At 38.9% G+C, this 12,770-nt stretch carries 10 protein-coding genes; 2 read left to right on the forward strand and 8 right to left on the reverse strand.

Features of this window, described 5'->3' with window-relative positions; genetic code table 11:
* The first annotated feature begins 201 nt into the window (after positions 1 to 201).
* Entirely contained in the window at positions 202 to 3,174 is a 2,973-nt protein-coding gene (locus H4J59_RS10540; protein ID WP_182239190.1) for an EAL domain-containing protein, read from the forward strand.
* Positions 3,175 to 3,342: 168 nt separating this feature from the next.
* Here H4J59_RS10540 and H4J59_RS10545 read toward each other — a convergent pair whose 3' ends face one another.
* The 3 genes from H4J59_RS10545 to H4J59_RS10555 all read right to left on the reverse strand — a co-directional run bounded on the left by H4J59_RS10545 (position 3,343) and on the right by H4J59_RS10555 (position 5,645).
* Positions 3,343 to 4,050: a pirin-like bicupin family protein gene (locus tag H4J59_RS10545; RefSeq protein ID WP_182239192.1), complete on the reverse strand. Its 708-nt coding sequence runs from the start codon at positions 4,048 to 4,050 to the stop codon at positions 3,343 to 3,345.
* A 112-nt stretch (positions 4,051 to 4,162) separates the two neighbouring features.
* A complete protein-coding gene (locus tag H4J59_RS10550; protein WP_182239194.1) occupies positions 4,163 to 5,113 on the reverse strand; it encodes a glutathione S-transferase family protein in 951 nt (316 codons plus the stop codon).
* A 73-nt stretch (positions 5,114 to 5,186) separates the two neighbouring features.
* The gene (locus H4J59_RS10555; RefSeq protein ID WP_182239196.1) at positions 5,187 to 5,645 is read right to left on the reverse strand and encodes a DoxX family protein; all 459 of its coding nucleotides are present in this window, start codon (positions 5,643 to 5,645) and stop codon (positions 5,187 to 5,189) included.
* A gap of 130 nt (positions 5,646 to 5,775) precedes the next feature.
* Here H4J59_RS10555 and H4J59_RS10560 point away from each other — a divergent pair, with 130 nt between their 5' ends.
* A complete protein-coding gene (locus H4J59_RS10560) occupies positions 5,776 to 6,663 on the forward strand; it encodes a LysR substrate-binding domain-containing protein (protein ID WP_182239198.1) in 888 nt (295 codons plus the stop codon).
* Between the two features lie 239 nt (positions 6,664 to 6,902).
* Here the strand turns inward: H4J59_RS10560 and H4J59_RS10565 are convergent, their stop codons facing one another.
* The 5 genes from H4J59_RS10565 to H4J59_RS10585 form a co-directional block, all read right to left on the reverse strand.
* A complete protein-coding gene (locus H4J59_RS10565) occupies positions 6,903 to 8,192 on the reverse strand; it encodes a GGDEF domain-containing protein (RefSeq protein ID WP_182239200.1) in 1,290 nt (429 codons plus the stop codon).
* Positions 8,193 to 8,218: 26 nt separating this feature from the next.
* Positions 8,219 to 9,157: an ABC transporter substrate-binding protein gene (locus H4J59_RS10570; RefSeq protein WP_259369483.1), complete on the reverse strand. Its 939-nt coding sequence runs from the start codon at positions 9,155 to 9,157 to the stop codon at positions 8,219 to 8,221.
* Between the two features lie 500 nt (positions 9,158 to 9,657).
* Complete coding sequence (locus tag H4J59_RS10575) at positions 9,658 to 10,050, reverse strand: MmcQ/YjbR family DNA-binding protein (protein WP_182137333.1); 393 nt, start codon at positions 10,048 to 10,050, stop codon at positions 9,658 to 9,660.
* Between the two features lie 155 nt (positions 10,051 to 10,205).
* Positions 10,206 to 12,386 carry a ferrous iron transport protein B gene (feoB, locus tag H4J59_RS10580; protein ID WP_182239202.1) on the reverse strand — a complete coding sequence of 727 codons (2,181 nt, stop codon included), beginning with the start codon at positions 12,384 to 12,386 and terminating at the stop codon, positions 10,206 to 10,208.
* Positions 12,383 to 12,613: a FeoA family protein gene (locus H4J59_RS10585; RefSeq protein WP_182239204.1), complete on the reverse strand. Its 231-nt coding sequence runs from the start codon at positions 12,611 to 12,613 to the stop codon at positions 12,383 to 12,385. The genes feoB and H4J59_RS10585 overlap by 4 nt, the downstream gene beginning before the upstream one ends.
* Between the last annotated feature and the right edge of the window lie 157 nt (positions 12,614 to 12,770).

Here is a 12,770-nt window from a genome sequence, read left to right on the forward strand (position 1 = left end):
TCAAACTGTCCCTGCTTTAGGCCAGCAACTCAGCCGATAAAATGAATAAACGCTCGTTTAATAGCAAATGTTTAACTGTCTTTTAGCTAACTTATATACCAAATCAAAAGTATTCACAGCTGTATCAAATGCCTTGTGGACAGTGTATATTGCAGAAAAAAGTTCGCTAAACATTCACACTATGCTTGGGGTTTAATATCAATGAATCACGACTATAACGGTATAACCGTTGCAGCGCTCACGACCACTTATGATCTCAAATTAGTCGTTCTATCCATGGTAATTGCCATGTTAGCCTCATTAAGTGCTTTTGGCATAGTTGAACGAAGTATGTCCACTTCCCAACAAAGTCAAAAAATATCATGGAATTTATTCGGTGCTGTAATGATGAGTATCGGTATTTGGGCCATGCATTTTATTGCTATGTTATCGTTAACATTTCCAATACCGGTTAGCTATGACGTAGCCACAATGATGGTGTCTATTCTACCGGTAATTTTTGCCTCTAGTATTGTCCTGTGGTTGATGACACTAAAAACATTTAGCTATTATCGATTATTAATCGCTGGGCTGTTGTTAGGTCCAAGTATTGGCCTTATGCATTACTTAGGCATGGCCGCCATGAGATTACAAGCCGTAATGGTTCATGATATGACGTTAGTTTATTTGTCTGTCTTGATTGCGGTGATCTTAGCTATGGTGGCACTAAAGATACAGTATGGCGCTATTAATCAAAGCCGATATCAATTTATAACTAAAAAAAATCTAGTGAGTGCTGTGGTTATGGGCTTGGCATCTTCGTGTATGCACTATAGTGCGATGACAGCCGTACACTTTATTCCGCAAACTACAGACCAAGTTATCAAGGAGGTCTCTCCAACCACATTAGCCTTAATTGTCACTGTGGTGATTTTAGTGCTATTACTGCTCACTATGCTCATTCCGCACTTACTAAGGTACAAACAACTAGTTAAGCGCTTAAACGCCGAAGTGTTAGTTAAAGCAGAAATTTTACATGAACTTGATCACCGCTCTAAAGCACAAACAGAACAAGACACTCTGGCTATCAAAGCTGCTCAGGCTGCACTCCTAGCACAAAAAGCAGCCATGGATGAGCATTCGTTAGTGTCGATTACTGATGTTAAAGGCACGATTAACTATGCCAATACCAAATTTTGTACTGTCAGTGGTTATAGTCAAGAGGAACTCATTGGAGCCAATCATCGCCTGCTTAATTCTAAGCAGCAACCGAAAGACTATTGGCGTGAGATGTATTTAATTATATCTAAAGGCGGCTTCTGGAATGATGACATCTGTAATCTTGCTAAAGATGGACAAGAGTATTGGGTTAATACCACCATTATACCCTTGTATGTCAACGAAAAGCTTAGTGGTTATACTTCAATTCGTACCGATATTACTGAACATAAAAAAAGTGAGAAAAAGCTTAAACTTGCCAACGAAGAGAAAGATAAACGCGCAGCTGAGCTAGCCCTTGCCGCTATTGTATTTTCTCACACCCGTGAAGGCATTATCATCACTGATGCGAGCGCGAGCATAATCAAAGTCAACAACACCTTCACTGAAGTCACCGGTTACTCACGTCAAGAAGCGGTCGGTAAAAATCTACGCTTCTTACAATCAGACAGTGAGTCAGCTGAGTTCTATGCTTTGATGTGGCAAACGGTTAACAGCAAAGGCTATTGGGTTGGTACCATTTGGAATCGTCGTAAAAATGGTGAAGTATACCCAGAAAACCTGACCCTAAGTGCGGTGAAAAATTCGGCTAGTGAAGTCAGCCATTATGTTGCACTCTATTCTGACATTACCAAGCTGAACAAAAGCCATCAAAGTCAACTACAGCGCATGGCTCATTACGACGACTTAACCGACTTGCCCAATCGCACATTACTCGCTGAGCGCCTGAACCAAGCTATATTACAAAGCAAACGCCAGCATAATTCCCTCGCTGTAGCATTTCTAGATTTAGATGATTTTAAAACGATTAATGATGCCCATGGCCATCATGTCGGTGATGAACTATTGATTATTATCTCACTCCGCATGAAAGAGGCATTACGTGAGGGCGATACACTTGCTCGTATTGGTGGTGATGAGTTTGTCTTGGTACTAACCGATTTAGCGAAAACTGAAGGGTTTAGCAAGATATTGGAGCGTTTACTACTGGTGGTTTCAGAGCCAGTAATAGTTCATGATCTGGTGTTAAATGTCTCCGCTAGCATAGGTGTTACTCTCTATCCTCAAGATGATGCCGATGCAGAAATACTTATCCGCCATGCCGACCAAGCCATGTATATGGCGAAAAATGCGGGTAAAAATTGTTATCACTTGTTTGATAGCGCCCTCGATGACGCCGTTAACCTTGAACAGGAAAACATTAACAATATCAGTGCAGCACTCGATAAAGGTGAGCTGGTTTTGTATTATCAACCGAAAGTGAATATGTCTACGGGTGAAGTCGTGGGTGTAGAAGCCTTGATCCGCTGGCAACACCCTGTACGCGGTTTAGTGCCACCATTAGATTTTTTACCACTAATAGAAAACCAGGCCATCAGCCTAGATATAGGTGAATGGGTTATCGATAGCGCGCTGAATCAAATAAGCCAATGGCAAAGTATCGGAGTTACACTGCCTATTAGCGTCAACATCAGTGCTTATCAGCTCCAACAAAGTGATTTTGTTGAACGCCTGGCGACATTATTGGCTGCACATCCTGATATATCACCGCATTTATTGGAACTAGAGGTATTAGAAACCAGCGCATTAAATGACATCAACTATATTATAGCGACCATGAAATCTTGTATTAGCCTTGGTGTGCAGTTTGCCCTAGATGATTTTGGTACTGGCTATTCCTCGCTAACTTATCTCAGGCGCCTACCCGCTAACCAGATCAAAATAGATCAGAGTTTTATACGCGACATGCTCATTGATCCCGATGACTTAGCCATTGTGATGGGCGTTATTAGTTTGGCAAAAGCCTTCCAGCTTGAGGTGATCGCAGAAGGGGTGGAAACTGTTGAACATGGCACTGAATTATTACAACTGGGTTGTAAATTAGCACAAGGTTACGGCATTGCAAGGCCGATGCCCGCCAGTGAAGTGCTAACATGGCTGGACAGTTGGCAGCCTGATAACGCTTGGTTGTCCTAAAAGATCTCCTTTAATTATTACGGTTAGCACTGGCTATTGTCCAATTAACACCTTTACATGTGAATTATTTTTGGCAATAGTTAGGTTTTAGACTCTAGATAACACCTTGTTTTTTAATGATTATAGCCGTTTCATTAATTAGCTGGTCTACTTTATATGTAGGAAAAACTAATCGATAGTATCGATAATAATCACTTCACAGTCGGTAGCAGCTCTGAGTAAAATGGCATTGGATTGGGTAACTTCCAGCCCATCGCCCTTGTTCATCGTGACCGTTTTTAAGCTGTCCTCTACTTTAAACATACCATCAGAGGCTAAAATATAAGCTTGATGGCTGATTTTATGTTCAATAACGCTTCCTTTAGTTAATTTCCCACCATAGATTCGAGTTTCTTGGTTAATAAACAATGCCTTACTTTTATCTTCTGGATAACCTGAGACTAACAACGTCAGTGCTGAGCCATACTCGCTAGGAAATTTTTTACTTTCCCAGCGCGGTGCTACGTTATCTTTATTGCTTTCAAGCCAAATTTGATAGAAAGTTAATGGTTTATTAGTGCGGTTATATTCTGAATGCACAATCCCCGTACCTGCACTCATCACTTGTACTTCACCTGCTTTAGTTATGCTTTTATTACCCGTGCTGTCTTGATGAGTGATAGCACCTGAGCGAATAAAACTAATAATTTCCATATTACGGTGTGGGTGCGAAGGAAAGCCCATACCGGCTTCTACCCAGTCGTCATTGACTACACGTAGTTTTCCAAAACCCATACGTGTTGGATTATAGTAATGAGCAAAACTAAAATGATGGTTAGATTTCAGCCAGCCGTAGTTAGCCTTGCCTAAGCTTTTATAGGGATAATGTTTGATCATGCTCTTTCCTCAGCACTCATTGAATGAAACCTTATAACTCATGGCTTTGGTAATACATTTTTAACGCTATAAAGCTGTATTTGATAGTTAAACGATTAACACTTTTTAGCCCTTAATATTGACGATCTCTATCGTGTGGCGCATCAAAGTGTTGACGCGCACCTAAAGGGACAATACGAGTAGGGTTAATCGTTAAATGACTCGCGTAGTAATGGATTTTCGTGTACTCCAGATCAACCGTTCCTTTCACACCAGGTACTTGATAAAGCTCATTAACATAGTTACTAATATGATGAAACTCAATCAGTTTTTCGCGATTACACTTAAAATGACCATGATATACCGCATCAAAACGAATCAGGGTAGTAAACAAGCGCCAATCCGCTTCAGTAATGTTTTCACCCACGAGATAACGCTGTGTTGATAAAAGATCTTCTAGCCAGTCTAAACTAGCAAATAAAGCCTGGTAAGCATCATTGTAAGCGACTTGTGTGGTGGCAAATCCTGCTTTATAAACCCCATTATTAATGCTGTCATAAATACGGGCATTCACGGTGTCTATTGCTGATCTTTGAGCAAGTGGGTAATAATCATCAACGTTACTGGTTAATTCATTGAATGCTGAATTAAACATTCTCATGATTTCAATTGATTCATTATTAACAATAGTTTGGGTCTTTTTGTCCCATAAAATAGGCACAGTAACACGGCCTTGGTAACTGGGATCTGCTTTTAAGTATAACTGGTAGGCATAATTTAACTGATAAAGCGGATCACCTTTTTCACCAAACTCCCAACCATTTTCCATCATAGCGGCTTCTACAACACTGACCGAAATAACATCCTCGAGTTGTTTTAATTGGCGAAAGATTAGGGTTCTATGTGCCCAAGGACAAGCCAATGAAACATATAAATGATAACGACCTGCCTCAGGTTTAAATTGACTATTTTCTGCGGCTGAAATTTGACTTCTAAAACGACTATCTTGACGAACAAATTGTCCTTTACTTTTATTGGTGTCATACCATTGGTCGACCCATTTTCCGTTAACAATTAATCCCATAATAAACTCCTAAATTTTTTTGCTTTAGCCAATAGCATCACTAATGGCTGTGATAAAAGAGAGTAAGCGCCAGTTAAGCATTCTTGTTTAACTGGCGATAAGCTGTGTTATCTATTGAGTATTTACCGCCACCTTGAATAAATAAGGCGAGAGTTATAGCTAATAGCGCTAAAGCAAACTCATAGCCATTATTACTGATAAAAAAGCCACTCGTTATATGGACACTAAAAATGGCAACTATCATAGTAACGGCTAAAACAAAACTTGTCGGTCTAGTGAGAAAACCAACGATGAGTAATAAACCACCAAAAAATTCAGCACTACCAGCCAGCAATGCCATTAAAAATCCTGGCGTAAGCCCTATCGATTCCATCCACTGGCCTGTACCGTCTAAGCCATAACCACCAAACCAAGCAAATAATTTTTGCGCACCGTGAGCGCTAAAAATAAGCCCTGCGATTAGTCGTAGTGGTAACTGTGATAAAGATTGTTCAGTTTTAGTGATGTTCTTAATGATGTTGGTAATTGCCATGCTAAATGCCCTTAAGTGTTGTTAATTGAGTGTATAGCTATTGTATAAGTTGAATTGCTGTTGAATAACCCCTAGTATTTGTTTGTTATGTTCAAATAATTTGAACAATTAAGTGTTTGGATTAAACAACATGAAGACACCACCTATAAGCCTGGAAGCATTACTTGTATTAGATGCCATTGAAACTCGTGGCAGTTATGCGGCGGCCGCAGAGCAATTAAATAAAGTGCCTTCAGCGCTTTCTTATATTGTGCAGAAGCTTGAAGAAAAGTTAAATGTCACACTATTTCAGCGCCAAGGTCGTCGTGCTGTTCTTACGCCAGCAGGTAAGCATTTATTGTCTGAGGGGCGTAAAGTCTTGACTGCGATCAATACCTTATCAGAGCAAACGCAAACCATTGCTAATGGCTGGGAGCCAAAAATTCGTCTTGCTTGTGATTCAATTATGGATATAAAAACTATTTTTAATGGCATAGAAGAGTTTTTAGCTGCACATCACAGTATTGAGATTGATGTGCAAGAACAGGTCATGAACGGCACGTGGGAAGCGTTAATTGACGACCGAGTCGATTTGGTGATTGGCGCCCCTGCACCTGTGCCTAATCAAAAAGGTATCCGAGCAATAAAAATAGCGGAGTTAAACAGTGTGTTAGTGGTCAATAAAGCACATGAGTTATCACTTATTAAGCAGCCAATTAAATTAGAACAGTTATCAGGCTATAGAAATGTCGTTGTTCATGACTCAGCACAGCATCAAATTCCATGGTCAGTCAATATGATTGCAGGCAGCCAACATTTTTTTGTCAGCTCTATTACCATCAAAACTGCCGCTATTATTGCCGGCATCGGTATTGGCTATTTACCCAAAGACCTGATCCAAGATCACATTGAGTCAGGCGAGCTCATTGTGCTCAAATTAGCTGAAGAACGTCCACCTCAAGACTTATTCATGGCATGGAAAATAACGAATAAAGGCAAGGGCTTAAATAAGTTAATAACAATTTTATCAAGGCGTTGAGACTAGTGTTAAGCATTACATCATTGTATCTCGATACAATAAACCTAACTCATAAAAACTAATAAACAACTGCTTTTCAATAATTTTTAGCACGCTTTTTTAGAATGTTATTGTAGAACAGTAAGCTCTATCACTTGCGCAAAAGCTAACTTGAATATTGTGGTTTGAACGCTATGTTTCAAAGAATGAAAATAGCCTAACTTACTACGTACATATTGAGATAATAACCATTACTGATATTACCATTCATAAACGATATTATCGCCAAACACTTCAATTCTATTGCGGCCGTTTTCCTTCGCTTGATACATAGCTAAATCCGCATCTTTTATTAAGTTTTCGAAATCAATATGTTGATCATTAACAGTACTAATACCGATACTGACGGTCACAAAAACATTTTTACCTTCGTATGCTATGCCATGATCAGCTAAAGCGTGTTGAATACGATGGGCTGTTTCTACCGCTGCATTAACACCACTATCGGGTAAAATAATGATAAATTCTTCGCCGCCATAACGAGCAAAAAAATCAATACTGCGTATTTCTTCAGTGCAAACTTTGCAAATGTTTTTCAAAACTTCGTCACCGAATAAATGACCAAACTGATCGTTGATATTTTTAAATAAATCACAATCTAACAAAATAACAGCCAATGGGTTTTTGCTTCTTTGTACACGAGAAAACTCATCATTGCCTCGTTCAAATAGTGCCCGACGATTGGCCACTTTAGTTAAAGGGTCGGTATTAGATAGTTGCTCTAATACTTGAGTTCTTTCTGCAACAATTTTGGTCATTGACTCTAAAGAAATCGTCGTTTCACTCAATTCTTTATTCATGTTATTAAAGGCATTAGCGATACCATTAAACTCTTCTGATTGATTAGAAAGTTGTATTTTTTGAAAGTTACCACTGCGATTTTTTTCAAAGGCTGTTTTGACTTCATTGAGTGATGTGCTAAAAATTTTAACTAATTTAACCGCACCATAAACTAGAATAAAAAGGCTAAGTGCGAGTATAGATAGAATAAATATGATCTGTTGCTTAATAACGTTTGCAATATCTTTTTGAACTATGCTGGACAGCTGTATTGTGTCAGATCGAATAGCTTCTAATTGCGTGATTAACCTGGTTTTTAAATGCTTTTTAATTCTCTCATCGGCATTTTTTAGTTGATTTTTATTGATGGTATTAAATAACCTTTGTACATTCTTATTCTGGCTTTCAATACTGTTTTGGATGGTTTGTTGTTCAGGTGTCAAGCTAGGATTACGTCTAAGTAAGTCATTAAATTTACGGTCTAAAACCAGCCAATTATCGGTGTTGTAATCGCTGGCATAAATGTCTTCATTGATAAGCAATTGCTTTAAAATGTTAGTATGATTTTCAACTTTATTGGCATAATTTTCACGTTCTAAAGCAACTTCGACTACTTGAGTAGACCATAAAACACTCCCCACAAGTACGGTGAATAATAAACCAGTACTCAGGGTAAAAAAATAAATATGTTGCTGTAAGCTTATCTTCATAAGAATCCTTATTTACCAGGGAATATCTAACGAGGTATATCTACGGCTCCAGGATCGACCTGTAGCAATGCCCTACTATCAACAAAGCGCAATGAGTTAGGTAAACTCTTAGATACTCTCATTTGTGTTTCCACTGCCCATAGTGCTTGAGATTTAATGTTTAATATCAATGATTGATTCAATCCGAGCTTAAAAATATAATCAGGCCACACCCAGTCAATAAATGCGGGATCTAAATTTAGCTCTTCTATCACTATTTGTTTAGCGGCTTGCGGATGTGAAGCAATGTAATGGATGGCAGTTTGTAGTCCTTGAATAACACATTTTGCTTTTTCTACTCGTTGACTGTCTGCGGTTTGAGAAATTAAGTTAAAGCTCAATGTACTTAAACTTTTGGTATCATGAATTTTTATTTTTTTATCAAGTGCTTGCAACAATTGAAAAACGAAGGGCTCCCAAGACACAATAGCGTCAACCTCATCACGACTAAAAGCTTGTAGCAATTGTGGCGGTTTATCATAATATAACTTCACATTAGCCATAGTTAAGCCTTCAATAGCTAACAGGGTACTTAAGAGGTATTCACTGGCAGTACCTTGGGTAACACCCACTTTTTTACCTTTTAGATCCAAGGCTGATTTTATGTTATCGGCAGAATGCGTAATTAATTTCACATCATTATCAGATTGGACAAACATGGCGTGGCTGACAAATGATGGCGTAGTCAAGCTTTGAAAAGCAATCACCGAATCAGAACTTGTGCCAAAATCAACCTCACCACTCATCACCTTATCAAATGCGGCTTTGCCTCCTATTACCTGCTCATATTTAACCCTAACGCAGGTGTCATCAAAAGCATTTATCGCTTTAGCAATATAAAAAGGTGTAGACAAGGGGGTTTTAGAAACCGCAATAATCACTGAGTATTTTTTCTGATGCCAAAAACCTTGTAGATTAAAAGACAAGATCCCAAGCCCCAAAATAATGAGTAAGGTTATAAAAGATACCAAAGGGTATTTTAGATTCAACACTATCAGCCTGTTATTTTATCTTATCCTAAGGTTAATTTAGCAACAAATACAGCATAAGTATTGAGCTTTATTTAAAATAACAGTATTTAGGTGGCATAAATTAATTGTGTGGTGGAGACACTCAAGAATACAAAAAGCATCATGATTACAAGGTTGAATTGATGATATTGTTAAAAATAAGGTGAGTGTCAGGTTAACGATTCAGCAAATCGTATGTAAATGCAATGGGGAGCAGTTATTGCAGACAAGGTCTGTAAGCTCAATACTATGGCGTTAGCTATTTTGGGTTTTGGTTTTGGGTTTGAGTTTGAGTTTGGGTTTAGATTCAAGACTAATAGCATTAGTCTTGGCTAAATTTAAGGCCATCAGTTTAATAGCTCAGGTTAGCAAGCACCATTCATCAGTTTGGTGCTTTTTTAGCGCTAATGTTAATTTTATAAAGGCATTAGAAGCGACTGCTGGTCTTGCTTGGGCATCTTGTTTACTACTAGCATATAGGAATTATCAATCATGCGTTCAACTTCACCTTGTGGAATTGAACCATCTAAAATGACCGTATTCCATTGCGTTTTGTTCATATGGTAGCCTGGTATAACCGCATCAAAAACATCACGTAGCATAACGGCTTCGTCAGGGTCACATTTTAAGTTGATGCAATAATGCCCTGCCATTTTACCATTAGTGCCTTTTTCATTACCTTTACCTAGCGATAATGTCGCAAACATTTTATGCTTTACTTTAAAAACACTCACATCAGGACCAAATGGAGTATATTCAATAGTTTCAGTTTTATTCAGTAAATAACGCTTTGCTTGTATGTTATCCATATTTTCAATACTGCTTTTTACAACTAAGATTCAATATAGCCTAAGCTGTTTAGTAATGTTCGACAAGATAAATAACGCTGTGTTGTTCAAAGATAGCGTTATCAGGTGCTATATCAGTCGAATTGATGACTTAACGATAATTAAAGGCCTGAGTGTTAACGATAAGAAACCAACGTAGGTATGGTCAGAATGTTTTTACCTGCTCGTTTTAAACCGTAATATATGCTAAAAAATATTGCCATGATCACCATAATACTGATGAACGAGTGAACAGGTTGTGATGAAAACACCGCAAGTTGGTAACATCCTGCTGCCGATAAGTAGGCTAACGTAAAACTCCATAATGCAGCAAACATTGCCCAACGTGTACCCACTTCATTTTTAATTGCCCCCATTGCCGCCGCGCATGGTGTATAAAGTAAAATAAAAAGTAAATAACAAAATGCGCCAATTTTACCGGCAAAAGCGGCTTGCATAATGGTAATGGTACTTTGTTCAACGCCTTGTGCTTGTGCGGCCACTTCTACGCTAGACACATCACCAATATCAGTACCTAAGGGATCGTCTGCTGCTATGCCTTGTAAATTATCGCTAATACTCGCTAGCGCTTGCTGCCATAATACCGGCATGGGATCGGGTGCTGTTGGCGCTTGTGAAACCGGTGAATATAAACTATTAAAAGTAGCAACTAACGCCTCTTTTGCAAACAGCCCAGTAATAATACCGACACTGGCTTGCCAGTTATCTTCTTTAACCCCCATTGGCGCAAGCAAGGGTGTCAGCACCTGCGCACTTTTGCTTAGCAAAGAGTCTTGCGTGTCATGATGACCAAATTCACCGTCTGTGCCTAAAGAATTAAAGAAGTTTAAAACACAGACCACCACTATGATGGTTTTACCCGCGCCAAAAATAAAGGAGCGTGTACGTTGCCAAACCCGTTTAAACAAATATGACAGCTTTGGCCATTCATACAAAGGTAATTCCATAATATTAATAGAGTTTTTACCCATTAAAATAGTTTTCTTTAACATCAGTCCAGTCAATACCGCGGCAGCAATGCCAATAAGGTACAACAAGAATACTAAATTTTGTCCTGATTCTGGAAAGAAAGCCGCCGCAAATAAGGCGTAAACAGGTAATCTAGCACCGCAAGACATAAATGGCGACATCATTATGGTGGTGATTCTTTCTCTTTCGTTATCCAAAATACGCGCTGCCATTACCGCTGGCACGGTACAACCAAAACCAACAATTAATGGCACAAAGGCTTTACCCGGCAAACCAATTTTTTGCATCGCGGCATCTACCACAAATGCAGCTCGAGCTAAATAACCACTGCTTTCTAGCAGTGATAAACCAATAAACAAACTGGCGATAATCGGAATAAATGTTGCCACGGTTTGAATACCTAAACCAACACCACTTATAATAGTACTTAGCCAAGCGGGTAAGTTAAAAGCGCTTAAAAAGTGTTGTGGATAATCAACAAATATTGCGCCAGCTAAAATATCAAAAAAATCAATAAAAGCACCGCCAACATTAATCGCAAACATGAATAGCAAGTACATCATTACTAAAAAAATCGGCACACCTAAAACCGGATGCAACATCCAACGGTCTAACTTGTCACTAAATTGAGCATTATTACTGGGGGCCGTAACCACGTCAGCAACCAGTTGATGAATAAAGTCATACCTTGCTTGCATCACCGCCATAGCCTTTTTATCGGTTGATTGGCAGCCAGATGTTTTGCCGCAAGCTTGGCGCTCTAGTTCAAGTGGCATGCCTGAGTAATCAGCTAATGCTTCGGGTAGGGTCAATAAGTGCCCAGCGACCCGCGGGCTAGGAATATGTTGTAATGCGGCGGTAATTTTTTTGCCCGCATCTTTTCCAACACTATTTTCAGTAACTACTGGGCAACCTAACTGAGCAGACAGTTTTTGCAAATCTATATTGGCAGCTTCTTTACGATCTGATTTATTTAGCACCACTATCATAGGTAAACCAAGCTCAAGCAGTTGTGTAGTTAAATACAACTGGCGCTTAAGTTGTGTGGCATCAATCACATTAATTAAACAATCAATGGGGTTTTGCTTAATAAAATCATGAGTAACCGACAGATCTTTACTTTGCTGACTTCGCTGCGCTAACGAGCTAATGCCAGGTAAATCAGAAAGTAATGTCAGTTTGTTATTTAGCTGACATTGCTGCTGCTTGGCGGCAACTGTGACACCTGTCCAGTTACCTGTTTTCTGTTTTGCCTCCGCCAACGCATTAAAAAGCGTGCTTTTTCCTGAATTAGCAAAACCGACCAGTGCAATATTTTGTTCGATCATTTGGTTAATAACTCAATATTAATTTGCTTGGCAATATTAGCTGGCAGGCACATTTTTGTACCATGCAAATGAAAGGCAAGCGGCCCATTAAAAGGCGCTTTATGGGCTAGTGATATTTCACTTTTCAATGCGAAGCCCTGTTCAATTAACTGCGCACTTAATGCAAAGTCTGCCGGTAAATAACTGATATGAGCTGGCTGATTAAGGGGCAATTCGTATAAGGTCATAGTAGCCTACATCTAAATGATAACAATTATCATTTAATCATACTAAAACTAGTAGCAGACAACAAGATATTAAATAAATGTTTAACCTTACCTTGATCTGGTACCACTTTCATTAAATTATTACCCACTTATGCTGATTAAAACACACCAAGGTAAT

It is taken from the genome of Colwellia sp. MB02u-10 (assembly GCF_014077185.1).
Taxonomy (GTDB): Bacteria; Pseudomonadota; Gammaproteobacteria; order Enterobacterales; family Alteromonadaceae; genus Cognaticolwellia.

Bases quoted from the DNA above. Each gene is read 5' to 3' on its own strand.
- H4J59_RS10560 (WP_182239198.1), top strand. From the start codon at position 5,776: ATGAAGACACCACCTATAAGCCTGGAAGCATTACTTGTATTAGATGCC.
- H4J59_RS10565 (WP_182239200.1), bottom strand. From the start codon at position 8,192: ATGAAGATAAGCTTACAGCAACATATTTATTTTTTTACCCTGAGTACT.
- H4J59_RS10555 (WP_182239196.1), bottom strand. From the start codon at position 5,645: ATGGCAATTACCAACATCATTAAGAACATCACTAAAACTGAACAATCT.
- H4J59_RS10585 (WP_182239204.1), bottom strand. From the start codon at position 12,613: ATGACCTTATACGAATTGCCCCTTAATCAGCCAGCTCATATCAGTTAT.
- H4J59_RS10575 (WP_182137333.1), bottom strand. From the start codon at position 10,050: ATGGATAACATACAAGCAAAGCGTTATTTACTGAATAAAACTGAAACT.
- H4J59_RS10545 (WP_182239192.1), bottom strand. From the start codon at position 4,050: ATGATCAAACATTATCCCTATAAAAGCTTAGGCAAGGCTAACTACGGC.
- feoB (WP_182239202.1), bottom strand. From the start codon at position 12,386: ATGATCGAACAAAATATTGCACTGGTCGGTTTTGCTAATTCAGGAAAA.
- H4J59_RS10550 (WP_182239194.1), bottom strand. From the start codon at position 5,113: ATGGGATTAATTGTTAACGGAAAATGGGTCGACCAATGGTATGACACC.
- H4J59_RS10540 (WP_182239190.1), top strand. From the start codon at position 202: ATGAATCACGACTATAACGGTATAACCGTTGCAGCGCTCACGACCACT.